We start from the raw sequence: 26,026 nt of genomic DNA on the forward strand, positions 1-26,026 counted from the left end.
TTTATATGACACGAGAGATAAACTGTGGTCTTCCTTACCCAAAACACCAGTCGCCAACGAGAAATTTTAGAAGTTGTTTTCCGCAACGGTTGGGACTATATGCGTCGTCTCCTCACGGTGGGGAAAGCCGAGTCGCCAGAACTTCCCACTCCCACTGTCCTCCGTAATATCCTAGTGGATTTAGGACCGGTTTACGTGAAGTTTGGACAACTTCTCAGCACTCGTCCTGATATTATCCCCCCTAATTATATCGAAGCGCTCACGGCTCTCCAAGCAAATGTTCCTCCTGTTTCTTGGACAAACATCGAAACTCTCTTACGGGAACAATTAAAAGCCCCCGTCGATCAGGTGTTCTCGGAATTTAATCGTGAACCGGTCGCCGCGGGCTCGATCGCGCAAACCCATCGTGCTAGGTTATTAGATGGGGAGGAGGTGGCGGTAAAAGTCCAACGTCCTGGCATTGATCAAATTGTCGAACAGGATATTTCTCTGATTAAAAGCCTAGCGGAATTAGTCGCTCGTACTGACTTCGGAGAAGATTACGATGTGGTTGCTTTAGCGGAAGAATTTACCAACGCTCTCCGCGCTGAGTTAGATTTTACCCAAGAAGCAACCTACACCGATCAATTACGTCGTAACCTTCAAAATAGTAATTGGTATGATCCGAAACAAGTGGTCATTCCCGCGATTAATTGGGAAGTAACTACTCCTAAAATCATGGTGATGGAATGGCTAGAAGGCGCTCCCATTTTATCAGCAAAACTCCCCAAAGCTGAAGAAGAAAAACGCCGTCAGGAAGTAACAACGCTTCTTTTTCGCGTCTTTTTTAAGCAAATTTATATTGATGGTTTTTTCCATGCTGATCCTCATCCTGGCAATGTTTTCTATCTCAATAATGGACAATTAGCTTTAATTGATTGTGGCATGATTGGGCGACTTGATCCGCGAACCCAACAAATTTTAACTGAAATGTTACTCGCGATTATTGATATTGATGCTCAACGTTGCAGTCAATTAACGTTAGAATTATCGGAAAGTTCTAGTGAAGTGAATTTAACCAACTTGGAAAATGATTATGAGCGAATGTTGCGGAAATACTATAATCTCAGCATTTCTCAGATCAATTTCAGTGAAGTTTTTTATGAAATTTTAGAGGTTTCCCGTAACAATAAGGTTAAACTTCCTAGTAATATGGGACTCTACGCGAAGAGTTTAGCTAACTTAGAAGGAGTCGCCAGAGGATTTAATCCTGATGTTAATCTTCTTGATGAAGTGCGACCGTTGATGACTGATTTATTCCGTAATCAAATTTTAGGAAGTAATGCGATTCCTACTCTGTTAAGAACAACTTTGGACTTAAAAAGTTTGTCTTTACAAGGTCCGAGACAAATGGAATTATTGCTCGATCGAGTCACGTCGGAAACCCTCAGTTGGAACTTAAATATCCGAGAATTAGACCCTTTGCGAAGAAGTATTGATGATTCTGCTAACCGACTTTCTTTTAGTGTAATTGTCGCTTCTTTAATTATTGGTGCGGCGATTATTTCTTCTAACGCACAAACGCCACAATTATCATTAATTAGTAATGTTTTATTTGCGGCTGCTAGTTTTATCGGTTTCTGGTTATTATTAAGTATCTGGCGATCAGGGCGACTCAAATAAGAAGAAAAACAATAGGGGTGAACCAAAATTCACCCCCGATTGAAACTTAAAACTCCATTGAAAGGTTAGAAGTGAGAGAACGGGACTGACGGGGTTCGAACCCGCAACTTCTGCCGTGACAGGGCAGTGCTCTAACCAGTTGAACTACAGTCCCTTGCGTTGCATATACAATAGTATCTATTCGATCGGGGTTTGTCAAGGAAAACAGCAAAATTTTTTTAAGCCCCCTTAAGAAGGGGGTTTGGGGGATAAATTTACTGATCACTGATTGTTGTTGGGTTTCGCTTCACTCCACCCAACCTACTTGGGATCAGACATTTTTGGGGATAATGGAAAAAGAAAATTAACAACGAGGCGCGATCGATGGACATTCGAGTTGGCAACGGTTACGATCTGCATCAGTTAGGAGAAAATCGTCCCCTAATCATCGGCGGGGTTAACATTCCTCATCACTTAGGGTTAGTCGGACACAGTGACGCTGACGTTCTCACTCATGGGATTATGGATGCCATGTTGGGGGCTTTAAGTTTAGGGGATATTGGTCACTATTTCCCCCCGTCTGACCCAAAATGGAAGGGCGCGGATAGTTTAGAATTATTGCGGGAAGTTAAGAGTCTCCTTGCAGGACAACGCTGGTCAATTGGTAACATAGATGCGGTAGTGATCGCAGAGAAGCCAAAGCTAAAGCCTCACCTGAAAGCGATGCGCGATCGACTCTCCCAAGTGTTAGAAATTGATCTCGATCGAATTAGTATCAAAGCCACCACAAACGAGAAAATGGACGCAGTGGGACAAGAAAAAGCGATTGCTAGTTATGCAGTGGTGTTGCTATTTCAGCATGATTAATCCCTAGTGGGTGCTAAAATGAGCGCAGTTACACCTCAACCCTTCCTATGACTACTCTCCATTCAACAACCATTCGCCGTTTACAAAAACTCCCTCAAAGTAATGCTGTTTGGGAGGGAGACCGAAGAAATCTCAGCACGCTCAATTTTAAGGGACAAGATGAAGAAGACGACAGAGATTGTGTGATGTGGGTCGATGGTTCAGAAGGAATGGTGCGAGGAATGGAAATGGTTTCCTCTAACGTCGGGATGGAAGCAGTCGTCCGCACCTTGATTCGATCGATGGAAATGCCACAAGGATATGGGAAACCCTGTCGTCCCCAAAGAATCGTCGTGCGCGATCGAGAGATACAATTCTTTTTAAGAGGAGTCCTACAAGAATTAGGCATCAAAATCGATCATGTGCGAGAACTTCCCTTCATAGACACCCTATTTCAAGGACTAGCAGAAACCAACGAAGAACGACCGCCACTGTTACCCCCTTCTTATCGAGAACCATTGCTGAAAACCGCTCAAGAAATCTGGGATAATCCGCCTTGGGACTTTTTAGACGATAGCGAAATCATCACCATTGAACTTCATCATTGGGAAACTGAACCGCTTTATGTTTCCGTGATGGGGATGTTAGGCGCAGAATATGGGGTTTTATTGTATCGTTCCTTTGACTCCCTCAAAACATTTCGCTCACAAATGTTTCAAGGAGAGACAATGGAAGAGTTAGAAAGTGCCTTTTTGCAACAAGATTGTTGGTTTCTCAACTATGAAATCCCAGAAGACGAAGAAGCAGAGGAACTCAGTTCTGAAGCCGTAGAACCGCATTTTGGCAGCGTCAACCCTTATGAAGGATTACGTCCTTTCTTCGGTGAAGATGAAGCCGCAGTGGTTTATGTGGCGCTGAAAGCCTTACAACAGTTTGTTCAAAGTCATCAATCTGAACTAGAAACAGAATTTGATGAAAAACTAGAAAAGTCCTATCAAATCTCACTCCCTAAAACCATCAAAAAAGACGCAACACCAATTACAGTCACCATTTCCACTAACCCAGAACTGGAAGAAGAATTAATTGATTTACTGGATAACCACCCAGAGGAATTAGAAGATATAGAAGAAGCGGAGTTTTCCTCTCCCATTCAAGAAGATTTAGTTCCGAAAGATTCCTTTCTCACCCTTGGTATGATTACTTGGGATATGATCGCACAAATCCGAAATAATCAAAAACAGCTTTATCAGTCTTTAGGTATCTCAGAAAATGGGGACGGAATACCAATTGTTTTAATTCAAACCTCTCGTCCGAAAGCACAAGCAATGATTGATCAAATTCAGGAAGCAGGGGGAATACACGGCATCGGCTTTAATATGGGAGAAGACCCCAGTACCGATAGTGTCTATGATTTAGGGATTATTCAAACCAATGACGGTGAATTACACTTATTTGGCGAGTTTGATGAAGATGATCCCACTCATATCAATGCGCGACAGCAATGGGAAAAACGTTGTCAACAAACAAAAGGATATTGCGGTTTAATTATTGCTAGAGGTTTAAAGGGTGCTTCTAGTGGACAGCCGAAACTACAAGATATGATGGCTTTATTTGAAGCAAAAGCACTCTCTACAGAAGAATTAGGCTTAGGGATTTTGCAATTAATGGAATGGTAAACTTTTTCTCCTAGAACAATCGTTCGACAGCAACCGCGACATCAGGAAAGGCTAAGGGAGAAATGTTCCCACTGGTTAAACTGCTACCTCCTAATAGACTATTTACTGGACAAGAATTGACTTTTATTGACTTTATAATCATAGCCATCTCTCTTAAAGACTGATTGAATATGCTTACGGGAGACACTAACCACCTTTCCGTTAACTCTTAAATCGAAACTCCCCTTTGCCCTTACCGTCTTAATCCTTGCGGAACGGATTCCTTTGTTCTTCCCTTCTCTGACATGAACGATATCTCCTGTCCTCCAATCTCGCGGAGGATTCTTGGGTTTATATCCTTTTCGAGGAAATCCATACTTATTCATTTGGATCATTTGACGACAACCATGACCATTAGCTTGAATTGATAAGATTGATTGAGTCTTAACATACAGAGGATTAGGAGTTGATTTTCCCACACACGCGGCATCTAACCAATGTGTCTTAGAAACACCTCTCTGAATGCGATTAAACTTAGTTAATCCTCCTGAACCAGTTTCTACAGGCAATCCTGTCTGTTGGAGACTTTCATATAATTTCCATCTTGTGGTGTTTACAGCAGTTGCATCCGCTAAGGGCTTTTTAGTTTTAGATTGAATCCTTTTTAACAAGTTTGGTTTTCCAGAAAGGAAATCTTCAATTTCTTGATTGCCTTTATCTTGATTACATTCATTACAAGCCAAAGTTAAGTTGCTGATTCTATTACTGCCTCCTTTACTTTTTGGTTTAATATGTTCAATTTCTAAAGGAACATCTTTGACAGAACAATAAACACACTGTCTTCCCCACTTTTCTAACAAATACTCTCGAACTTCATAGCCTTGTAACTCCCCCTGTTGATACTGGATGCAACTAATTTCAGGATTCTCTAGTTTTTGTAAATCAAATCTTACTAATTCTTGAGAAAGTCCTGTTATTGGGCAAATTTTAGTTAAGCGATTAACCCACGTCATAGTATTATCAACACGAGATTGAAGGCTAGGAGGCAACCATCCTTCTGGACGTTTGCGATTTAGAAAACGAGGTTTTCGATAACGAGTTTTGCGATTTCTACGAGAACGTCTGATCGCTCTACGGGAAGTAAGAGCATCTCGAATTTGACTTCCTCGATGGGTTAATTCTGCACCCCATAAAACTTGATTATTTTTGAGAATAGCTAACCCTGTTGTTTTAGAACCAGGGTCAATTTTTAGCTGATGTTTATGAGTCACACAATTTTGTACCCCCGACCCAGCCTGAATTGGATTCAGGCGTGGACAGTGCGGGGCCGGAGCGAAGGTGAGGACATTCCGCACCTCCAAATCTTGCATGATAATGGTAAAAGGGTAACGACGAAAGACCTTCGCCCGTCCTGCTTTAAGCAATTTTCTGGCTTTAGCAGGATGAGTGGGGTCTAATGGCTGACTGTTTTTATCTAATACGAAAACATACATAATGTAAACTCCGATAAATCGGGTGAAGTGTGCCTCGTCAATGTTATCTAGGCTTGTTAGGCTAATAGCACTGGTATTCTAGAATCACTTGAACCTGTTTAACTATCAGCGACAGAGCAGAAGGCTGGCTTGCACCTAAAGGTGTCCTGACCTAAATAACGTAGTCTGCTAAGAGACTTAGACTGGACTAACCGAACACAATTAACACGAATGTCAATTAATGTAAAGTGATTTGGTTAGTCAACCGTGAAGCATAATCTCCTTCCATCGGTTCACGAAAAACAATTAATTGCTGATTGAGTAAGTCTCGCACCCAGTATTCTCGGATATTTCCCTCAGCGTAAGTTTGACGCTTCACCTCTAAATCTTTCGCTAAACTACTGTTGGAAAACTCAATCAACCAGAAGATATTGTCTGGATAAGGATGATGTTGGAGGTATTCTCGTCCTAAAGGCTGAACGATCGCGCTTATCGGGTTCAGGTTCAGAATAACTGGTTGGTATCGTAATCGGTTTCGCTTCTCGAATCGTAGCGCGATTCCCCAAAAGTTTAGTTAAATAATCTTTGGTTGCGGTGCAATAATAAGCTGCCGGTTCATCTTCTGGAGACATTTCAACAATCTCCCCATTGAGAAGTTCCACACGCCGATCGTCTAGCAAACCCACTTGAATCATGCGATGATAGTCGTCGATTGTCCATTTCGCAGTGGTTACATTCATTACTATTTTTTCGCGTTTTCAACAGCAAACTGTTTCTATTATGCGTCTTTTTTGATCATTAAACAGCGATAATTGAGACTGATCGGATAATGAGTAGCACAATGATAACGAATCAAACTGAACCAGCATTATTAGTATTAGAAGACGGAACTGTTTTTCGAGGAAAATCTTTCGGCGCGAAAGGAACAACGATCGGGGAAGTGGTGTTTAATACAGGAATGACAGGCTATCAAGAAGTTTTAACCGATCCCAGTTACCGAGGACAAATGGTAACGTTCACTTACCCAGAATTAGGAAACACGGGCGTTAACCCAGATGACGAAGAGTCAGATCAGCCTCAAGTGTCTGGTGTCATTGCTCGTAATCTGTGTTATTCTCCCAGTAATTATCGATCGCGCTCTTCTCTCCCTGACTATCTCAATCACCATAATGTCATCGGGATTTATGGCATCGACACCCGCGCTCTCACTCGAATTTTACGCTCTTCTGGAGCAATGAATGGCGCTATCTCTACAGAAATTTTAGGGGAGAAAGAACTGTTAGAAAAAGTCCAAACCGCTCCCAAAATGCTAGGCTTGAATCTCGTTAACGAAGTCACCACGAAAGAGGTTTACGAATGGAGCGATTCCACCGCAGAAACTTGGGAATTTCGCCCCGTTTTAGCACAAAATGACCCGAAACCCTTAACCGTTGTTGCCATTGATTTTGGCATTAAACGCAACATTCTCCGTCGTCTCGCTAGTTATAGCTGTCGCGTTATAGTTGTTCCCGCGAATACCACTCCCGAAACCATCTATCAATACAATCCTGATGGGATTTTTCTGTCTAATGGTCCCGGCGATCCCGCAGTGGTGAAAGAAGGTATCGCAACCACAAAAGCCCTACTAGAAACAGGAACACCGATGTTTGGGATTTGTATGGGACATCAAATTCTCGGATTGTCTTTAGGAGCAGAAACATTTAAACTCAAATTCGGACATCGAGGTTTAAATCAACCTGCTGGTTTAGCGCAAACAGTGGAAATTACAAGTCAAAATCACGGTTTTGCTGTTACAGAAACTTCATTAAATCCCCAAGTTGAAATCACTCATCTTAACCTAAACGATCGCACCGTTGCTGGTTTGCGCCATAAAACCTTACCCGTGTTTTCCGTTCAATATCATCCTGAAGCCAGCCCTGGTCCCCATGACGCGGACTATTTATTTGCTCAATTTGTTGCTTCGATGGAGGAACATAAACAGAAAAAAACAACTGCTTAGTGGTGTAACTCTGAAACGGGAAAATATGCTAATATACAATATCTGTCTATGGTCATTGAAAGTCGTTACTTGCGAATCGAAAGGAGGGCGTTATTCCTGAACCACTTAATCTAACCGTCAGTTTGCGCGGAACACGGGAAATAAAAGAGAATTGCCAGATTTTTCGTTTAACTGGTTTACTCGATGCGTTTTCCGAACCCACATTTGCGAAAGTGATTGCGAAGTGTATTGAAGAAGGACCGAAAAATATTATTTTGGTTCTCTCACAGATTGACTTTGTGGACAGTTCCGGCTTGGGAGCTTTAGTTCAACTCGTGAAAAAAGCTCAAAATGAAGGAGGGACTTTACAAATTGTTACTAATGCGAGGGTGACACAAACTGTAAAATTAGTACGTTTGGAGAAGTTTCTCTCTTTACAAAATACTTTAGAAGATGCTTTGAAATCTTTAAATTAGAGGAAAATCGGGCAAAATTGACCTTAAAAACCCATCAAACCGATCATTTAAATTCAGAAGGGGATTTTTTTTTAGGGGGTCTTGAAAATTTACCCCCTTTAGAACAACTTTCGCCAGCTGCTTTGGCTTATATTGGAGATGCGGTTTATGAGCTTTATTTACGTTTATATTATTTGCTTCCCCCGAAAAAAATTGGTGAATATCATCAATTAGTGGTGTCGGAAGTACGAGCAGAAAATCAAGCTCGACAGTTACAGATTTTAATGCCATTTTTAACTGAATCAGAACAAGCAATTGTCAAGCGAGGACGCAATGCGGCAAAAAAGCATCCCCGTCGTTTATCTCCGAAAGTTTATCAACAAGCAACCAGTTTAGAAACGTTGGTGGGATATCTATTTTTGAGCGATCGAGATCGTTTAAAATCACTACTGTTATCTTTAAAAGAAAAGGAAACTACTGATAACAGTTAACCGCGCTGAGGAAAGTAATAAAAATGAGTGAAAAACCCCGTCCAGGCAAACCCAAACCAAAAAGAGGAAAGCCGTTTCCGTCTTCTCGTCGCCCCAAAATTCAACAACCGAATCGCCCCCGAAAAGAAGCGGAAAATCCCGAAAATGATGAGGAAGAAAATAATGATTTAATTTATGGTCGTCATACGGTTTTAGCGGCGTTAGAAGGTCAGCGACAACTGAATCGGATTTGGATTACACCGAAACTTCGTTATAGTGCTTCGTTTAATTCCTTGTTACAAACGGCGAAAAAGCAGGGAAGTATTATTGATGAAGTGGAAATGGATCGGTTAAATCAAATTACCGAAGGCGCAAATCATCAAGGAATCGCGGCACAAGTTGCTCCCTATCCCTATTTGGATTTAACAGAATTGATGGAAAAAGCGCGATCGAGCAGTGAAAAGCCAATCATCATCGCCGCCGAAGGAATTACCGATCCCCAAAACTTAGGGGCGATTATCCGCACCGCAGAAGCATTAGGGGCGCAAGGGTTAGTCATTCCCCAACGGAGGGCTGTCGGAATCACTTCTACTGTGATGAAAGTGGCAGCAGGGGGCTTAGAATACCTTCCTGTGGCACGGGTGGTTAACTTTTCTCGTGCTTTGGAAGAGTTAAAAAAAGCTGGATTTTGGATTTATGGCACAGTCGCAGGGGAGGGAACACTGTTACCGCAAGTGAACTTTGATCAGTCAGTGGTTTTAGTGATCGGAGGCGAAGCGAAAGGGTTGAATTTATTGACGCAACGCCATTGTGATCAGTTGGTGTCTATTCCTTTAGTGGGAAAAACGGAAAGTTTAAATGCTCATGTTGCTTGCGCGATCGCCCTGTATGAGGTTTCCTGTCGTCGCCACAAGAAATTTCTGAATTTTTCACCAGAAAAAGAATCAACATAGCAGTACGGTAGAATTATTTTAGACAGCAATCGCGTCACCTTCAAGAAACATGGAAGACTTCATCCTATCAATCCTAGAATTTTTCGGAAAAGCCTGGTGGGTGGAAATCAAAACCGAATCCCCCCGATGCACTTATTATTTTGGTCCCTTCGTGAGAAAACAGGAGGCAAAGCAACATCAATCAGGCTATGTAGAGGATTTAGAGGGAGAAGGAGCAGTTATTTCTTCTCTAGAAATCAAACGTTGTAAACCCGTTATCCTCACCGATTATGATGAAAATGAAACGGAAGGGGAAGAGAAATTTCCCAGTTTAAGTCATTACAAGTCTAAGTCTTTTCACGAGTAATTGTGACAGTGATTTCCCCATCGAAGTTAGGAATCGGTGGCGCTGGTTTCGAGAGTTCAACACATACTTCTTGCACTAAGTCAAGTTCTAAAATTGCTTGCGCGATCCGATGGGCGAGTTTTTCAATTAAGGCAAATTTTTCCGTCTCAATAATTTGTTTTACCCGCGCGATCGCGCTTCTATAATCTAACGTATCTTCAATGCGATCGCTGACTCCTGCTGGGGCTAAATCTAGGCTTAAAATCAGATTCACCTCAAACCATTGTCCCAACACTTGTTCTTCTGGTAAAAAGCCAGTGTAGCCATAACAACGAATTTCATTAAGCTCGATCGTGTCCATAACGGTTTAAAATATGTAGAATCTTGTATTAATTTTACAACAGTCAATTAGGACTTACGCAGTTAAATAAATTCCGCCCCCTAGCCCCCAAGTTTGGGGGGAATTAATTCATAAAGTCCCCCATAATTGGGGGATTTAGGGGGCAAGTGCGTAACTTCTGTCAATAATTAATAAATCATAAATTGTAATGAGTATTGCGCGAACCATTTGTTTGGGTTTTATCGCCGTTATTTTCATCGGTACTCTCTTATTAACATTACCTTTTACCACAGCAGAAGGCAATTGGAATGATCCGATTACCGCACTTTTTACCGCAACTTCCGCCGTTTGCGTCACAGGTTTAGCGGTTGTCGATACAGGAACTTATTTCTCCTTTTGGGGACAATTGATTATTTTATTATTAATTCAAGTGGGAGGATTAGGCTATATGACAACTAACACCTTCCTCTTATTTTTAATTCGGAATAAATTCGATTTTCGGCAAAAGATAGCGATTCAAGAATCATTCGATCGCCCTTTTCTGCAAGGAAGTAAAAATCTCTTAACTTCCATTGTCGCCACAACAATCATCTTTGAATTAACGGGATTTTTTTTGTTACTTCCCCTGTTTTCTGAACAGTCTCACTCAATTTGGTTAGCTTTATTTCACAGTATTAGTGCTTGGAATAATGCAGGTTTCAGTTTATTTAGTAATAGCTTAATGGACTATCGATCGTCCTTAATTGCCAACTTAGTGATTCCGTTTTTAATTATATTTGGTGGTTTAGGATATCAAGCCATCTTTGAGATTTTTATCTGGTTAAGACAGCAGTTCGATCGAATCATCTTAAAAAAAAGTCAAGAAATTTTTGTTTTTTCCCTCAATTCTAAAATTGTCACCAATACCACAGTTATCCTCTTAATTTTAGGGACAATTGCCTTTTTCTTAACCGACTTTAGTAATAAAGAAGTCTTGGGAGATTTACCCTTAAAAGAACGCTTATTGGGGGCCTGGTTTCAATCTGTAACCACTCGCACTGCTGGTTTTAATACCATTGACATTAGTAAAATGACAGATGCGGGTTTATTTATTACAATTGCTTTTATGGTCATTGGAGCAAGTCCAAGTGGAACAGGTGGCGGCTTAAAAACAACAACTCTAAGAATCTTAATTAACGCCACAATTTCCACATTACAAGGGAAAACCAATGTCATTATTTACAAAAGACGAGTGCCAGTAAACTTAATTTTAAAAGCATTAGGGGTATTATGTGCATTTTTTACCTTACTAACCATTGTCACCGCTTTAATTGCAATTACTGATCCTGACTTAAGTTTTATTCAAATTTTGTTTGAAGTCTGTTCTGCTTTTGCTACCGTTGGACTTTCTACAGGAATTACAGGAAGTTTATCCGCACTAGGAAAGCTGATTATTGTGGTGACAATGTATATGGGAAGAGTGGGAATTTTGATTGTTATTAATACCATTGTTCGGGAATCTCATCCTAGCACAATTCAGTATCCCGAAGAAAATCTATTGGTAGGATAAAATTATCTATAGCAATACGATTTAATTGGTGAAAACCCGAAGCAAATCCCCCCAAATTTGGGGGCTAGGGGGCAAATCCCCCCAAATTTGGGGGCTAGGGGGCAAATCCCCCCAAATTTAGGGGCTAGGGGGCAAAATCCCCCCAAATTTGAAGGCTAGGGGGCAAAATCCCCCAAATTTGGGGGCTAGGGGGCAAAATAACCAGTATTATATTTCTATTGTAAATTAGTCAATAAATAATAAATCATTAACGTCGTGGATATTAGAGCATCTCTTAAAATTTTTAATCAACTTCGTCATCAACCAAAAGAATTTGCTGTTATTGGTTTGGGGCGCTTTGGTCAAGCCGTCTGTCGAGAATTACGCAATTTAGGCTGTGAAGTTTTAGGGACCGATCGAGATGAAAAATTAGTCAATCAAGTATTAACAGATAGCCTTGTTTCTCATGCCATACAATTAGATTCTACCGAACCAGCAGCTCTCAAAGAAGCAGGAATTTTTGAATTTGAAGTTGTTATTATTGCCATTGGGGATTATGTCCAAGAAAGCATCATTAGCACCCTCAATGTTAAAGAAAACGGGGTTAAATATGTGGTTGCTAAAGCCTCGTCTCATATTCATGGTAAACTTTTAAAACGAGTGGGCGCCGATCGAGTCGTCTTTCCAGAAAGGGATGCGGGTTATGAACTCGCCCACGCTCTCGCCCAACCCGCAATCTTAGAAAAGTTTGATCTTGATCCCGAACATAGCATCGTTGACATTCAAATTCCTGAAGCCTTTAATGGACAAACCTTAGCCGAATTAGAACTAAGAAATCGTTACGGATTAAACGTCATTGCGATTAAATATGGGGAAAAATTTGATATTAATCCCACCCCCAATTATCAACTCGTCAAAGGTTCACAAATGATTGTCGTCGGTTCAAATAAAGATATTAAACGTTTACCCACAGATTCTAATCAACAACATATTCAATCCGATGAAGCTGGCGAATTAGAAAAAGGAGTTTAAACAACACGGTTCTTCGACAGTAGCTATGATAGAAAAATAGTAGAATAAGGCAAGAGGCAAGAGGCAAGAGGCAAAAGTGTTAAAATAGTTTTTATATTAAAGACTTCAAAATGTCAGAGATCAAAGACGTGAAAGATTTAATAATTTGGCAAAAAGGTATGGAAATTGCTGAACATAGATTGATTAATTTTCATTGAAGCAATTAGAAATAATTTCATCTTGTTGGGCAATGCGTTCTTCTTTTGCTTGATTTAAATACTTTTCGATCGGTGGATTAAATGGTTGACTATTAACTCGATCTGATACTTTTCTTTTTAGTTGGAGAAGTTCTTGATGTTCGTTTTCCCAATCTTCTTGAGTGTGAAGTTTGGCTTCAATTAAGGCTTGTTCTTCTGGAGTTAGGCTTTTAATCAGTTGAATAATCGATTCTATTAGTTGTGTGTTCATAGTTATATTATCCTTAGTTCATTTTTTGATTACCTTAACCTTCCAGAAATCTTGCCACCTCTTGCAGAACATCACTAAGATCAGGCTTTTGTGAGGCAATCACCCGATCCTTAAGATGTTTATGATCGGGAAAAGTTTCAAGATCAGGAAAATGTGGTGTGCTGTCATAACGAAAGATCAACTGATTCTCTCCATCCTGAAAATGATAACGATAATCAAGATATGTTATCTGACCCTCAACGACTAAAATTGCTTCGCTTACTGCTAAGAGATAGACTTGATTTGCTCTTACTCGCAATCGCAAATTGGCTCTAGATGAGGTGAGTAAAGTTCCTTGAAATTGTTCAACATAAAAAGCAGAATACTGAGATAAGCAAGCCTCCACACGATCGAAGTATTTTAGCAGGGAGATCACGCGACATTTTGAAGGTTTTGAAGTTGGGTGTTCAGTTCTTGGCGAATAGCGAGAAAATGTTGATAGTTTCCAGACCATTCCAGGAAGTCTTCGTCGTCAGATAGTAAGCCTTCGGAATATTGCTCAAAGAATTCCTCTGACTCCATCTGATATCGATTTTCATAAGTTTTAAGGGTTTTAACTAAGGCAATGAGGGCATCAAGTTCGGTGGTATATTCGACAATTTGTTTACGCATACTAAACAATCTCCATAAATAGACAATTTCTGTAGTGCCATAGGAGCGAACAATTGTTCACCCCTAAATTTTCAGAATGATTGAGTTAGCTACAAACCCAGTTCACTAAAGTTCTGACGGGGAAACCCGTTGCACCAGCGTTGTTAACGCCGCTTTCTTTATCAATCCAAGCCGGTCCGGCGATGTCTAAATGCGCCCATGATGTATCGTTAACAAACTGCTTCAAAAATAACGCTGCGGTGATTGAACCACCTTGACGGGGGCCAACATTTTTCATGTCAGCAATCTCTGACTTCATCGCTTCAAAATACTTTTCTTCTAACGGCATTTGCCAGATTTTTTCGCCTCCCACATCAGCCGCATTTTTTAACTGATCTGCGAGGAGATCATCGGTACTCCATAAACCACCGATATCATCCCCTAAAGCAATCACACAAGCGCCCGTGAGTGTCGCTAAATCAACGATCGCATCCACTCCTAATTTTTCCGCAAACACAAGGGCATCAGCAAGGGTTAACCGCCCTTCTGCGTCGGTATTGTTCACCTCGATCGTTTTACCATTAGAAGCAGTGAGAATGTCTCCTGGGTGCATGGCATGACCACTAATCATGTTTTCCGTGGCAGCACTAATAAAATGAACTTCGACATCGGGTTTCAATTGAGCAATTGCTTTCGCTGCGCCAAGCGTCGCACCAGCGCCCCCCATATCCATTTTCATGGTTTCGATGCCACTTCCAGCAGGTTTTAGGTTTAATCCCCCAGAATCAAAGGTTACGCCCTTACCGACAATGGCAACTTTACGGCGGGGTGTACCTTGGGGTTTGTAGGTGAGATGGATAAATTTCGGGGGAATATCCGAGGCTTGAGCTACCCCTAAATATGCTCCCATACCGAGTTTTTCACAGTCTTCTTTTTCTAGAATTTCTACTTCTAAACCGTGTTCCGCTGCCAGTTCTTCGGCTAAGTTTGCAAGAGTGACAGAGGTAACGGAGTTGGCTGGCGCGGCGACCAATTGTTTCGCGAGAATTACCCCATCACAAATTTGTTCAGCTTTGGTAATGGCGGCGGCTTGATCCCCTAATTCCAATAATTCCACGCTTTCCAGTTTTAAGGGGTTCTCTTCTGGTTCCGACTTGAAACGACGATCTTCGTAAAGAGCGAGGGTGATTCCTTCTGTGATTGCTTGCGCGGTGAGGGCTTGATTATTATCAACGATCGGGAGACTGATGGCAAGGTTTTTACTGTGTTGAGACTTTGCTAACCGCGCGATCGAGCCGCCAGCGACGCGAACTGTATCCAACTTAAAATCTTTGGTTTCCCCTAACCCCACTAACATAATTTTGCGAACGGGCGTATTTCCCCCGACTCGTGTCACAACATTACTGCCAGCTTTTCCTTCAAAATTGGTTTCTGCAATTAACTCTTTAATTGTTCCAGCTAACTTTTCATCTAATTCTGCTAATTCACCAGTGACGGTAACGCCACCGACAAATAACCCGACAGCGAGGGTATCACCACTCCAACTTAAAGTCGTTTGCTCTGTTGCTTGTACTTTCATCTTAGCTTTTTTATCCGTTCTTAAAATCAATACTCTTTCCTATTCTAAGCAATATTGATTAATTTTTGTGACTAATTCCTCTTCGGGAGCAGTTGCTTCTTTGATTGCTTTTTGGGCTTGTTTTAAGTTAGTTTTATCTTTATTCTCATAAGCTCTAACAAACGATCGAGTCGCGGTGGCTGTCTCCCGATACATAATCGCAAACTCCTTTTGATAGGCTTGTAACTGTTCATCAGTAATTTCTAAACTTGCCATTTCTTCTGCTGCCAGTTCCATGGTATCCGCCGCCAATAAAGTGGCTTCGAGATCAGTGCTTTTCCTATCATTTGTTAACTGCTTTGCTTCCTTCACCGTACCATTAGCGATGCTAATAATTTCTCGACATTGATTCGTTTTTGTTTCCGCGCAACCACTGACAAGGAAAGTGAGAGTTACTGTCAGCGATAAAGCTCCTTTCAATTCTCTGATCATAAGACTACTCAGTCTAGGAATGAATTTCTGTAATACTTATAGCAGTTCTAATTCATTTGTAAAAATTTGATAAACCGTTCCCCCCTTTCAAAGGGGGGTTAGGGGGGATTAATTTACAATTCATTTGGGATTGCTATGTCATCAATTGTTTTAATTTTACGTTACCCTAACCTCAATCATAGAAGATTCAGTAACGCTGAATTGTCCCCTGTCAATTCTTGAATTATGCTAAGAAAAGTAGCCTTTAAATTACTAAACCAAACGTTTCTTCATGAGTGTTGTTTCTTCCCATCATAAAGCTAAAGGTCTGAAACCCAATAGCCCACGACCAGCAAAAGCGCTTTGTAGTGAGTGCGGGTTATGTGATACCCATTATATCCACTACGTTAAAGAAGCCTGTGCCTTCCTCAATGAACAAATTGCAGCCTTAGAAGCGGAAGCTCATGGCAAAAGTCGAGACTTAACCCAAGAAGATGATCTCTATTTCGGTGTTCATCAAGAGATGATGGCGGCGCGAAACAAAGAGCCAATTGAAGGCGCACAATGGACAGGAATTGTAAGCTCGATCGCCTGTGAAATGTTAACACAAGGCAAAGTAGAAGGAGTGGTCTGTGTGCAAAATCACCCCGACGATCGATTCCAACCCATGCCAATCATAGCGCGAACGCCAGAGGAAGTGTTAGCCGCTCGTGTGAACAAACCCACCCTTTCCCCCAATTTATCAATTCTCGAACAAGTAGAACAATCAGGGTTTAAGCGTCTTCTTGCCATCGGAGTCGGCTGTCAAATTCAAGCGCTACGATCGGTTCAAGATAAAATCGGCTTAGAAAAACTCTACGTTTTAGGAACGCCTTGCGTCGATAATGTCACCCGTGAAGGACTGCAAAAATTCCTAGAAACTACCAGCAAATCCCCCGAAACCGTTGTTCACTACGAATTTATGCAAGACTTTCGAGTTCACTTTAAGCATGAAGACGGCAGCATCGAGAAAGTTCCCTTTTTTGGACTCAACACCAAAAAACTAAAAGACGTTTTCGCCCCTTCCTGTATGAGTTGTTTTGATTATGTTAACTCTCTCGCCGATTTAGTCGTCGGTTATATGGGCGCTCCCTTCCAATACCAATGGCTGGTAGTGCGTAATGATATTGGGAAAGAAATGTTAAACCTCGTCGCAGATCAACTGGAAACGCAGCCAGTAAGCTCCCAAGGTAATCGGAAAGCCGCCGTTCAACAAAGCATCCCAGCGTATGATCAAGGCGTAACCCTCCCCATGTGGGCAGCGAAATTAATGGGAGTTGTCATTGAAAAAATTGGTCCGAAAGGCTTAGAATATGCTCGCTTTTCCATTGATTCCCACTTTACTCGCAATTATCTCTATGTCAAACGTAACTATCCCGAAAAACTAGAGGATCATGTCCCCGAATTTGCGAAGCGAATTGTGGAACAATACGAACTACCAACAGACTGAAAAGATACACTAGAAACGAGCCACCTGATCAGGAGAATTTAACATGAATGTATTTGGCATTGGTTTACCCGAAATGGGATTGATTTTTGTCATCGCCTTACTTGTGTTCGGACCGAAAAAGTTACCAGAAATTGGCAGCAGTCTCGGTAAAGCGATTCGTGGCTTTCAAGATGCCTCACGGGAATTTGAAAACGAGTTTAAACGAGAAACCAGTAAAGCTCAAAAAAATGACTCCGTGAAAATGAACGCTCAACTCGAACCCAGTTCCTCGGAAACTGAAACCGTATCTCAAGAAGAATCAACGGAACAATCGAAAGTCAACAGTTAATCTGACTATATCAGCGATCATTACCAACACCTCATAAAAGGAGAAAAGAATGAATGAGCAAAATCCCTATGAACAATTAGGCGTAACGGAAGACGCATCCTTTGAAGAGATACAACAAGCCAAAACGCGGCTGACTCAAGAATATCAAGATGATCAACGGCAGAAAGAAGCCGTAGAAGAGGCTTATGATGCTGTAATTATGGATCGTTTGCGTCTTCGTCAAGAAGGGAAAATTAAAGTTCCAGAGCGCATTCGTTTTCCTGAAAGAGCGAAACCTGCTAAACCGCAACCCCCGTCATCTAGTCAGGGAACTTCTCCCGCTTGGCTACAAAGACTGCTTGATACTCCCTCCCGCAATGATTTATTACTTTCCTCTGGTATTTCCATTGTCCTTGTTGCCATTACGCTTTCCTCGGTTGACAGTGCTTCCCTGACCTTGGGTTTAGGATTTGCCGCTTGTGCTTATTTATTAAACCGTAAAGAAAAGCGTTTGGGGCGTGCTTTAATTATTAGTTTACTGAGTTTATTAGTGGGATTTGGCTTAGGAGCAACCCTAGCGCCAGTTGTGGCAGCAGGAATGCCAGAAGAACAGTTTACCAGTTTAGCGGCGTTATTCTTCTTGTGGTTGGCAAGTAGTTTTTTAAGATAACTGATCAAAAAAAATGTGCTTTCCGAATCCTGTTAAAATGCTCACCAGTGGTTAAAGGAAAATAAAAAAGTAATGACAGAGGAATCAATGATTCCTGTAGTGGTTAATGGTGCTGCAGGAAAAATGGGGCGTGAGGTAATTAAAGCGGTTTCCCAAGCGGAAGGAATGACCCTTGTCGGAGCAGTGGATCAAAATCCAGCTTACATTGGGGAAGATGTCGGAGAAGTGGTCGGTTGTGGTGCGTTGGAAGTTCCCCTTCTCAATGATCTACAGGGAACACTGGTGATGGCAACTCAATATCCCACCCAAGGGGTAATGGTTGATTTTACTCACCCTGATAGTGTGTATGAGAACACTCGCACCGCGATCGCCTACGGGGTGCGTCCAGTGGTGGGAACAACAGGTTTAACGGATAAACAACTCTCCGATTTAACGGATTTCGCGGAAAAAGCAACCACAGGGGCGTTAGTTGTTCCTAATTTTTCCATTGGCATTGTTTTATTGCAACAAGCGGCGATACAAGCGTCAAAATACTTTGATCACGTGGAAATTATCGAACTCCACCACAATCAAAAAGCAGACGCTCCCAGTGGTACTGCCATTAAAACCGCTCAAATGCTCAGTGGCAATGGGAAAACTTATAATCCAGCGCAAGTAGAGGAACAGGAGACGTTAACGGGTGCTAGAGGAGCATTGGCAAATGATAACATTAATGTTCATAGTATCCGTTTACCTGGGTTAATCGCTCATCAGGAAGTGATTTTTGGGGCAAGTGGACAAACTTATACTTTGCGCCATGATACCACCGATCGAGCCGCTTATATGCCTGGGGTAATACTTGCCATCCGTAAAGTAACAGAATTAAAATCTTTGGTGTATGGTTTAGAAAAGATTTTGTAGGGATACTTTTCCCAACGAAATTAATAACTGGTTAAATGTTATATCAGATTTGCTCAATCAATGATAATCAAGTAGGTTCGGTGGAGTTGACGAAACCCAGCAGGAATGATGAGCAATTACCTCAATCTGATATTACTCCTATTTTTTAACCTTATCATCTTGGTAGGAAGAAATTATGACTGTCTCCAACCGTCCCCGAAAAATTGAAAGCAAAGCCAATCGCATGATTGATGATTTGTTTTTGGAAATTGACCAAGTTTTAGAACCGAATTATCAATTTCAAACCCTAACTTGGAGAAAACAGGAATACTTTTCTTCTCAAGGAACATATATCGCACAAACGCAAGTGGCGGCTCATTGGGGAACATCCTCCCCAACCCCCATCAGGGAAGGATTCTCTCATTCCTTATCTCGATCGATGTCTGATTCGATGGTATCCTATCCTGAGAGTAAGCGAGAGCAATTTGTCCAAAAGACACCAGAAAAAAAAACAGTTCCCCTGTGGTTACGTCACCTTGATAAAATTGTTTTCTTAGGTTCTTGTTCTTTCCTGGTTTGGAGTTTATTCTTATTAAAAGAAAATAATTTGTCGATCGCAGCTATTAATGAGAATCAGGGAACAGTTAGTTCTCTAGAAACCGATCGAAATCAAGTTAATTCCAATTCAGAATTTATCCAATATATGGCGAGAGCGTTAGGGGAAATTAAACAGGAAAAAGCGATCGCAAAACCAGAGAAAAAACCTGATCCCATTCAACCGATTCAGCCAAAAACCGAATCAGTTGCGGTTACTTCGGGGACAAAAAAAGTAGAAAAGAGTCAAATTTCTTCCCTCCCAGCGCTTCCTCCTCCTCCCCCCACTCAACAACCGACACCAACCCCTTCTTCTCCCCCAAAAGAAACCACTCAACAACCGACACCAACCCCTTCTTCTCCCCCAAAAGAAACCACACAGGAAACTACACCCAACCCTTCTTCTCCCCCAAAAGAAAGCCAACCCAGCCCTTCCGAGAAACCGCCAGCACTTCCAGAGCATACCTTAATCGGTTTGTTAGAATTAGGAGAACATTCAGCAGCCTTATTAAAAGTAGAAGGAAGAACACAACGGGTAATGTTAGGGGAAAACATTCCTGGGAGTAACTGGGAGTTGGTGACAGTGGCGAACCAGCAAGCAATTTTTGCCAACAAGAATCAACAAAAAACGATGTATGTTGGCGGTAAATTATCAGTTCAGTAAGGAGTATAATTCGTGAGTTTATTAGATGATTTAACCCAGTTTTTAGAGACTCGTTTAGATGAATTTTTAAGGAATAATCCCCATTTAGAATTACAGGCCTTAGAAGAACAGTTAAGAGAGCAAGAAAAAGATACAATTCGCTTGATCTTAGACTTGAAAAAGCAAGAAAAAACTGTAGAGAATGAAATTCTTTCGATCGCGCAAGATATCAAATTATGGCATCAAAGAGTCGAAAAAGCTAAAGCCGCGAACCGTCAAGACTTATTAGAAGCCGCCCAAGAAAAAGAAGCCAGTTTACTCCGTTTAGGGAATCAAAAATGGGGCAAAATGAAGGGCATAAAAGAGCAAATTCGTCAAGGAGAAGAATTAGTAGAAAAAGTAAGACAACGGCAAAAAGAGGTGAAAGCAAAAGCCCAACAAGTGAAGTCAAAGCAAGGAGTTAAGTCGGATTATAATTCGACTTGGAATCCTGAAACAGTTTATGGGTCTAAGGTTAATTCCGCTTATGATGAATTAGAGGAGAAGTTTCGCAACTGGGAAGTGGAACAAGAATTAAATGCAATGAAGCAGAGAAAATAAAGATGAAAGTCCCCCAGAATTGGGGGATTTAGGGGGCAAGTTCAAAGAAGTCCCCCAGAATTGGGGGATTTAGGGGGCAAGTTCGGGTAATTGTTTATGATTGGTGTTGGGTTTCGCTTCGCTTCACCCAACCTACTTTTGATCATCTTCTGAAAACAGATGGAAGTCCCCCAGAATTGGGGGATTTAGGGGGCAAAATAGTTCACCCCTACTTATGAAAAATAATTAAGCAAAAATGCAGTGATCAGGAACTATGCGACAATAGAGACGGCAGTTTAGTTGCGATCGCAGGCGTAAGGTGTTAGCAAATTGAATACACTCCGTGAAATTTTCGCCCGTTGGTGGTCAGAATTTACTCTCCAAACTCGCTTAATGGCAGTGGGAACATTGGTTGTCTCACTGGTAATGAGTGGTTTGACCTTTTGGGCGGTTAACACCATCCAACAAGATGCGCGTATGAACGACACCCGTTTCGGACGAGACTTAGGACTGCTTTTAGCCGCGAATATTGCCCCTCTCGTTGCCGAAGATGACCTCACGGAAGTTGCCCTCTTTTCAGGACGCTTTTATAGTAGCACTTCCAGTGTCCGTTACATTCTCTACGCCGAACCTGATGGGAAAATCCGTTTTGGGATTCCTTTCTCAGAAGCGGAAGGAGATAATACACTCACTATCCAACGACGGATTCAACTTCCTGATAGTTATTCTGAAGACGCAGAACAGCCGTTAGTGCGTCAACACCTCACTCCCAATGGAGAAGTCACTGATGTTTTTGTTCCCCTCCAATACGACAATCAATATCTGGGTGTTTTAGCGGTTGGCATTAATCCGAATCCCACTGTGGTTGCTTCCTCGAATTTAACACGAGACGTGACGATCGCGGTTTTTATCTCAATTTGGGCAATGGTGATTTTGGGTGCGGTATTTAATGCTTTAACCATCACCAAACCGATTAAAGAATTATTGATGGGCGTGAAAAATATCGCCGCTGGAAACTTTAAACAACGGATTGAACTGCCATTAGGCGGAGAGTTAGGAGAACTAATCTCCAGTTTTAATTATATGGCGGAACGATTAGCTCGATACGAAGAACAAAATATTGAGGAGTTAACCGCAGAGAAAGCGAAACTGGAAACGCTGGTTTCTACCATTGCTGATGGGGCGGTTTTGATTGATACAAATTTACAAGTGATGTTGGTTAACCCTACCGCGCAACGAATTTTTGGTTGGGAAGGAAAAGCAGTGATTGGGGAAAATGTTCTACATCATCTCCCCCATGAAGTGAAAATGGAAATCAGCGAACCGCTACAAGAAGTGATTGCCAAAGCCAATTCGGAAACAGAAGACAGTGAAACGGATGAGTCGAATCGCTATGGCGCTGAGTTTCGGATTACTTTAGGAACGCCCCATGAACGCACGGTTCGCATCCTTCTGACTCGTGTTTTAGACCAATATCGAGAAAGTATCAAAGGACTGGCGATTACGGTTCAGGATATCACGCGAGAAGTGGAACTCAATAAGGCGAAAAGTCAGTTTATTAGTAATGTCTCTCACGAGTTGAGAACGCCACTGTTTAATATTAAATCGTTTATTGAAACCCTTTCCGAATATGGGGAAGAGTTATCCCAAGAAGAACGAAAAGAGTTTCTACACACCACAAACAGCGAAACCGATCGATTAACTCGTTTGGTGAACGATGTTCTCGATTTATCCCGTCTCGAATCTTCTAAAGTGTATCAGATGACGGCGGTTGATTTAAGTCACCCGATCGAGCAGACGCTTCGTAGCTATCATTTGAATGCGAAAGATAAAGAAATTGAATTGTTGCAAGAGGTAGAAGCAGATTTACCGCCAGTAATGGGAAATTATGACCTCTTACTGCAAGTTTTAGCGAATTTAGTCGGAAATGCCCTCAAATTTAGCGAAGCTGGGGGGAAAGTGATGATTCGCGCTTATTTGCTTGATCCTGAAGATCATCCCTACCATCCTAATCCCCAAGTGCGGGTAGAAATTGCAGACACGGGAATTGGCATTGATCCTGAAGATCAAGAAGCGATCTTCGATCGATTTTTCCGAGTCGAAAACCAAGTTCATACCTTAGAGGGAACGGGTTTAGGGTTATCGATCGTGCGTAACATTGTGGAAAAACACCATAGCATGGTGCGTCTTGTTAGCGAGTTAGGTGTGGGAACAACGTTTTGGTTTGATTTATTGGTAGATGAATCGGCGTTAGTAAAAAATGAGGATGGACAAGCCACCCTGAAAGATGAACAATTAGGGCTTGCTGAAAAAGTCCATTGGTTGGTTTAGCATTAGTAGGTGTTACATCTTGTAGGGTTTGCCCTGCCCACCCTACTGCTTGTAGGCTTTGCCCACCCTACTGTAAGAAAGATATGACAGTTTTCTAATCCCTTGTCACTTCTTCCCCGAACTTTTTCAGAATTGCTAAGACTTCATATAATTGATTGCGACGGGGTAAAAGAGAAAAGATATCCGATAACTCATAGTGCCTTTTTGATTCTTCTGAAGATTGAAGTTTGAGGAAAATAAAATTTCCACCATTAGTTACCATCCCATAAACAGGCTTTTTCAACTTAGGAGAAGCTAACATATAAGCTAAGGCTTGAGGAAGGGCTAATTCTAAAGAAAAACTGGTTTCTTTTGATTCAATAACCACCACCCAAAATTGTTCCTGTAACACCAGTGCATCGACTCGTCCTCTATAGGTTTTGTCTTCCCCAACTACTGAAAATTCTACCGTTGCTTCGGCTTTAAATTGAAAGGGAGGATCGTAAAAACCAGCGGCTTTTAATAAGGGAGATAAAACAATCAGTTTAATGGTTTCTTCTCCGAGTTGACCTTGACTAAGTTGGTAAAAATATTGCTGTTTAATTTCATCTAATAAGGATTGGTCGATCGCCGAATTTTCAGGTAATTCTGTTTGCCATTCTTGAAAGAAATCTTCAGTTTCAGCACGTTTTAAACCAAACTCAGTTTGCAATTGTCCAAGGGTTTTCAGATTACGTTCGATCGCGATCGTTTGTGCCATTATAATAGTCTTAGAATTTAAACAAGAGCTATCAACTTTTCGGTCTCAATTATAAACTCTAGAAAACTTTGTTTGTTGCCGCGATCGCGCCTCAGTGCGTAATCATGTGTAAAAACACTATAATATAGTGCGTTTGGTCAGCGAGTTAGGCGTGGGAAAGTAGATGAATCCGCAAAGCCTAAAAAATGAGGATGGAGAATGCTAGACAAGCAACCCTGAAAGATGAACAATGAATAATGAATTCTGAATCCAATTGATAATGATGAAAAAATTTACTCAGGTTTTAAGTGGGTTACTGGTTTGCTTAGTGCTATTTCTCCCCTTGAATGCGGAAGCACAAACTTCAACTCGGTTTCAACGTCAATCCTTAATTAGTGCTGATTTATCCGAAGAAGATTTATCGGGGGAAACCCTACAACTGCGAGAAATCTCCGACGCAAATTTAACTGGCGCTGATTTAAGTAATGCTGACTTGCGTGGATCAATTTTTACAGCATCAGTAATGAAAAATGCGAATTTACACGGGGCAAATTTTACGTTTACTGTACTCAATGGGGTGGATTTTACCAATGCTGATCTCTCCCAAGCGATCTTAGAAGATGCGATTCTCAGTCGGGCGATCCTTAAAGATGTTGATATTACTGGGGCTGATTTTACTAACGCAGTTTTAGATAATCAACAGTATAATCAACTTTGTGAAATGGCAACTGGTGTCAATGAGGAAACTGGGGTCGCAACTCGTGAGTCTTTGGGGTGTTTCTAATGCAACGAGTGGGTGTGATTGGCGGCGGACAACTCGCCTGGATGATGGGAATAGAAGCGCAAAAGTTGGGGGTGTCTCTATGGGTACAAACCCCTAACAACAGTGATCCAGCAGTAGCGGTGGCGGAAGAAAGTGTGATTGCGTCTCTGTCGGATTTGGGCGCGACGGAGAGGTTAGCGGCGGCTTGTGAGGTGTTGACTTTTGAGAATGAGTTTATTGATCAGTTGGGGTTGAGTCGATTTCAAGATCAGACAGTTTTTTATCCCAGTTTAGCCTCGATCGCGCCGTTGTTGGATAAGTTTGAACAGCGTTGTTTTTTGCAAGCGTTAGGGATACCGATTCCCGCTTTTAAAAGTGTGATCGCAGGGAAAAATCACTTTCAAGGGGATGAGTTTCCGTTGGTGGTGAAGGTGAGACGACATGGTTACGACGGACAGGGAACGTTTATTGTTAAAAATGAATCCTCCCTAGAGGCGGTTTGGGAACAATTACAGGGGATTCCAGTGTTGGTGGAGAACTTTATCCCATTTGATCGAGAACTGGCGGTGATGGCGGCGCGAGGGGTGAATGGGGAAACGATCGTTTATCCTGTGGTGGAAACCTATCAGCGTGATCAGGTGTGTCAGCGTGTGATTGCGCCAGCACGGATTACTGAGGAATTAGAAGCCGAAATGGGCGCGATCGCGCAAACTCTTTTAGATGCCCTAAATTGGGTGGGAATCTTTGGGATTGAATTTTTTCTCACCGAAGATCACCGAGTGTTAGTGAATGAAATCGCGCCACGCACCCATAACTCTGGACATTACACACTTGATGCTTGTGATGTGTCTCAGTTTGCCATGCACTTAAAAGCGATTACGGGTGAAACTTTAACCTCTCCCCAAATCAAAGCAAAAGCCGCCGCCATGGTGAATTTATTAGGGTATGAATCGGGAACAACATCATATCCTGAGAAACAAAAACAACTCAAATCGATCGCCAACAGTCATCTCTATTGGTATGGAAAAACAGAAGTCCGTCCAGGACGGAAATTAGGTCATGTTACCGTATTAGGAGATAGTATTGCTGAAGCCAGCGCGATCGCGGATCAAGTGTCTGAGATTTGGTACAGTTAGCAAGGAAATGGACGTGGGGAAGCGATCGCGCCTTGTTTACCATGGGTTATTAATTAGCGCTACATACCACCCCCCTTCTTTTCCCCCCTTTCAAAGGGGGGTTAGGGGGGAGTGAT

General features: G+C 41.8%; 27 protein-coding genes, 1 tRNA gene and 1 pseudogene. 19 read left to right on the top strand and 10 right to left on the bottom strand.

The annotated features are described in order from the left end of the window. Positions 1-24 precede the first annotated feature (24 nt). Entirely contained in the window at positions 25-1,662 is a 1,638-nt protein-coding gene (locus DACSA_RS12355) for an ABC1 kinase family protein (RefSeq protein WP_015230069.1), read from the top strand. Positions 1,663-1,742: 80 nt separating this feature from the next. On the opposite strand, the gene DACSA_RS12360 is transcribed toward DACSA_RS12355, so the two are convergent. Further along, positions 1,743-1,816 (bottom strand) — tRNA-Asp (locus DACSA_RS12360). Positions 1,817-2,025: 209 nt separating this feature from the next. On the opposite strand from DACSA_RS12360, the gene ispF reads away from it, so the two are divergent. Continuing rightward, positions 2,026-2,508, top strand: coding sequence for a 2-C-methyl-D-erythritol 2,4-cyclodiphosphate synthase (ispF, locus tag DACSA_RS12365; protein ID WP_015230070.1), 483 nt, complete (start codon positions 2,026-2,028; stop codon positions 2,506-2,508). Positions 2,509-2,555: 47 nt separating this feature from the next. After that, the gene (locus DACSA_RS12370) at positions 2,556-4,163 is read left to right on the top strand and encodes a DUF6930 domain-containing protein (protein WP_015230071.1); all 1,608 of its coding nucleotides are present in this window, start codon (positions 2,556-2,558) and stop codon (positions 4,161-4,163) included. A 98-nt stretch (positions 4,164-4,261) separates the two neighbouring features. On the opposite strand, the gene iscB is transcribed toward DACSA_RS12370, so the two are convergent. Together iscB and DACSA_RS12380 are read right to left on the bottom strand one after the other, a co-directional pair. Then, positions 4,262-5,635: an RNA-guided endonuclease IscB gene (gene iscB / locus DACSA_RS12375; RefSeq protein ID WP_015230072.1), complete on the bottom strand. Its 1,374-nt coding sequence runs from the start codon at positions 5,633-5,635 to the stop codon at positions 4,262-4,264. A 217-nt stretch (positions 5,636-5,852) separates the two neighbouring features. Further along, positions 5,853-6,354, bottom strand: a pseudogene (locus tag DACSA_RS12380) (Uma2 family endonuclease). 101 nt (positions 6,355-6,455) lie between these two features. Between DACSA_RS12380 and carA the strand changes: the two are divergent. The 5 genes from carA (at position 6,456) to DACSA_RS12405 (ending at position 9,816) form a co-directional block, all read left to right on the top strand. Continuing rightward, complete coding sequence (carA, locus tag DACSA_RS12385; RefSeq protein WP_015230073.1) at positions 6,456-7,613, top strand: glutamine-hydrolyzing carbamoyl-phosphate synthase small subunit; 1,158 nt, start codon at positions 6,456-6,458, stop codon at positions 7,611-7,613. 122 nt (positions 7,614-7,735) lie between these two features. Then, complete coding sequence (locus DACSA_RS12390) at positions 7,736-8,068, top strand: STAS domain-containing protein (RefSeq protein WP_015230074.1); 333 nt, start codon at positions 7,736-7,738, stop codon at positions 8,066-8,068. A 17-nt stretch (positions 8,069-8,085) separates the two neighbouring features. Then, on the top strand, positions 8,086-8,538 hold the full coding sequence (locus tag DACSA_RS12395) for a Mini-ribonuclease 3 (protein ID WP_015230075.1): 453 nt from the start codon (positions 8,086-8,088) through the stop codon (positions 8,536-8,538). 23 nt (positions 8,539-8,561) lie between these two features. Next, the gene (rlmB, locus tag DACSA_RS12400; protein WP_015230076.1) at positions 8,562-9,470 is read left to right on the top strand and encodes a 23S rRNA (guanosine(2251)-2'-O)-methyltransferase RlmB; all 909 of its coding nucleotides are present in this window, start codon (positions 8,562-8,564) and stop codon (positions 9,468-9,470) included. Positions 9,471-9,519: 49 nt separating this feature from the next. Next, positions 9,520-9,816 carry a DUF1816 domain-containing protein gene (locus tag DACSA_RS12405; RefSeq protein ID WP_015230077.1) on the top strand — a complete coding sequence of 99 codons (297 nt, stop codon included), beginning with the start codon at positions 9,520-9,522 and terminating at the stop codon, positions 9,814-9,816. Here the strand turns inward: DACSA_RS12405 and folB are convergent. Then, positions 9,797-10,156: a dihydroneopterin aldolase gene (gene folB, locus DACSA_RS12410; RefSeq protein ID WP_015230078.1), complete on the bottom strand. Its 360-nt coding sequence runs from the start codon at positions 10,154-10,156 to the stop codon at positions 9,797-9,799. The two genes, DACSA_RS12405 and folB, sit on opposite strands and share 20 nt — an antisense overlap. Before the next feature lie 187 nt (positions 10,157-10,343). Between folB and DACSA_RS12415 the strand changes: the two genes are divergently transcribed. Continuing rightward, positions 10,344-11,684 (top strand): TrkH family potassium uptake protein, encoded by a 1,341-nt coding sequence (locus DACSA_RS12415; RefSeq protein WP_015230079.1) that lies wholly within the window; start codon positions 10,344-10,346, stop codon positions 11,682-11,684. A gap of 255 nt (positions 11,685-11,939) precedes the next feature. Then, positions 11,940-12,695 (top strand): potassium channel family protein, encoded by a 756-nt coding sequence (locus DACSA_RS12420; RefSeq protein ID WP_015230080.1) that lies wholly within the window; start codon positions 11,940-11,942, stop codon positions 12,693-12,695. 183 nt (positions 12,696-12,878) lie between these two features. On the opposite strand, the gene DACSA_RS12425 is transcribed toward DACSA_RS12420, so the two are convergent. The 5 genes from DACSA_RS12425 to DACSA_RS12445 form a co-directional block, all read right to left on the bottom strand. Then, positions 12,879-13,142 carry a hypothetical protein gene (locus DACSA_RS12425; RefSeq protein ID WP_015230081.1) on the bottom strand — a complete coding sequence of 88 codons (264 nt, stop codon included), beginning with the start codon at positions 13,140-13,142 and terminating at the stop codon, positions 12,879-12,881. Positions 13,143-13,176: 34 nt separating this feature from the next. Continuing rightward, a complete protein-coding gene (tumE, locus tag DACSA_RS12430) occupies positions 13,177-13,557 on the bottom strand; it encodes a toxin TumE (protein WP_015230082.1) in 381 nt (126 codons plus the stop codon). Then, entirely contained in the window at positions 13,554-13,793 is a 240-nt protein-coding gene (tumA, locus tag DACSA_RS12435) for an antitoxin TumA (protein ID WP_015230083.1), read from the bottom strand. The genes tumE and tumA overlap by 4 nt, the downstream gene beginning before the upstream one ends. 85 nt (positions 13,794-13,878) lie before the next feature. After that, positions 13,879-15,351: a leucyl aminopeptidase gene (locus DACSA_RS12440; protein WP_041235479.1), complete on the bottom strand. Its 1,473-nt coding sequence runs from the start codon at positions 15,349-15,351 to the stop codon at positions 13,879-13,881. A 39-nt stretch (positions 15,352-15,390) separates the two neighbouring features. Further along, on the bottom strand, positions 15,391-15,822 hold the full coding sequence (locus tag DACSA_RS12445) for an LYR motif-containing protein (RefSeq protein ID WP_015230085.1): 432 nt from the start codon (positions 15,820-15,822) through the stop codon (positions 15,391-15,393). Between the two features lie 271 nt (positions 15,823-16,093). Here DACSA_RS12445 and DACSA_RS12450 point away from each other — a divergent pair, with 271 nt between their 5' ends. The 7 genes from DACSA_RS12450 to nblS all read left to right on the top strand — a co-directional run bounded on the left by DACSA_RS12450 (position 16,094) and on the right by nblS (position 23,293). Then, the gene (locus tag DACSA_RS12450) at positions 16,094-17,290 is read left to right on the top strand and encodes a Coenzyme F420 hydrogenase/dehydrogenase, beta subunit C-terminal domain (RefSeq protein WP_015230086.1); all 1,197 of its coding nucleotides are present in this window, start codon (positions 16,094-16,096) and stop codon (positions 17,288-17,290) included. A 43-nt stretch (positions 17,291-17,333) separates the two neighbouring features. Further along, positions 17,334-17,618, top strand: a complete 285-nt coding sequence (locus tag DACSA_RS12455; RefSeq protein WP_015230087.1) for a TatA/E family twin arginine-targeting protein translocase — start codon at positions 17,334-17,336, stop codon at positions 17,616-17,618. A 49-nt stretch (positions 17,619-17,667) separates the two neighbouring features. Continuing rightward, positions 17,668-18,267: a CPP1-like family protein gene (locus DACSA_RS12460; protein ID WP_015230088.1), complete on the top strand. Its 600-nt coding sequence runs from the start codon at positions 17,668-17,670 to the stop codon at positions 18,265-18,267. A gap of 72 nt (positions 18,268-18,339) precedes the next feature. Then, a complete protein-coding gene (gene dapB / locus DACSA_RS12465) occupies positions 18,340-19,167 on the top strand; it encodes a 4-hydroxy-tetrahydrodipicolinate reductase (protein WP_041235480.1) in 828 nt (275 codons plus the stop codon). A gap of 175 nt (positions 19,168-19,342) precedes the next feature. After that, a complete protein-coding gene (locus DACSA_RS12470) occupies positions 19,343-20,404 on the top strand; it encodes a hypothetical protein (RefSeq protein ID WP_015230090.1) in 1,062 nt (353 codons plus the stop codon). A gap of 12 nt (positions 20,405-20,416) precedes the next feature. Beyond that, positions 20,417-20,983 (top strand): TIGR04376 family protein, encoded by a 567-nt coding sequence (locus DACSA_RS12475; RefSeq protein WP_015230091.1) that lies wholly within the window; start codon positions 20,417-20,419, stop codon positions 20,981-20,983. A 309-nt stretch (positions 20,984-21,292) separates the two neighbouring features. Next, the gene (gene nblS, locus DACSA_RS12480; protein WP_015230092.1) at positions 21,293-23,293 is read left to right on the top strand and encodes a two-component system sensor histidine kinase NblS; all 2,001 of its coding nucleotides are present in this window, start codon (positions 21,293-21,295) and stop codon (positions 23,291-23,293) included. 94 nt (positions 23,294-23,387) lie between these two features. Here nblS and DACSA_RS12485 read toward each other — a convergent pair whose 3' ends face one another. Beyond that, positions 23,388-24,032: a PD-(D/E)XK nuclease family protein gene (locus DACSA_RS12485; protein ID WP_015230093.1), complete on the bottom strand. Its 645-nt coding sequence runs from the start codon at positions 24,030-24,032 to the stop codon at positions 23,388-23,390. A 259-nt stretch (positions 24,033-24,291) separates the two neighbouring features. Here DACSA_RS12485 and DACSA_RS12490 point away from each other — a divergent pair, with 259 nt between their 5' ends. Both DACSA_RS12490 and DACSA_RS12495 read left to right on the top strand, forming a co-directional pair. After that, positions 24,292-24,795 (top strand): pentapeptide repeat-containing protein, encoded by a 504-nt coding sequence (locus tag DACSA_RS12490; protein ID WP_015230094.1) that lies wholly within the window; start codon positions 24,292-24,294, stop codon positions 24,793-24,795. Then, entirely contained in the window at positions 24,795-25,910 is a 1,116-nt protein-coding gene (locus DACSA_RS12495) for a 5-(carboxyamino)imidazole ribonucleotide synthase (protein ID WP_015230095.1), read from the top strand. The genes DACSA_RS12490 and DACSA_RS12495 overlap by 1 nt, the downstream gene beginning before the upstream one ends. Positions 25,911-26,026 lie beyond the last annotated feature (116 nt).

The sequence above is a fragment of the Dactylococcopsis salina PCC 8305 genome (genome assembly GCF_000317615.1).
Lineage (GTDB): Bacteria > Cyanobacteriota > Cyanobacteriia > Cyanobacteriales > Rubidibacteraceae > Halothece > Halothece salina.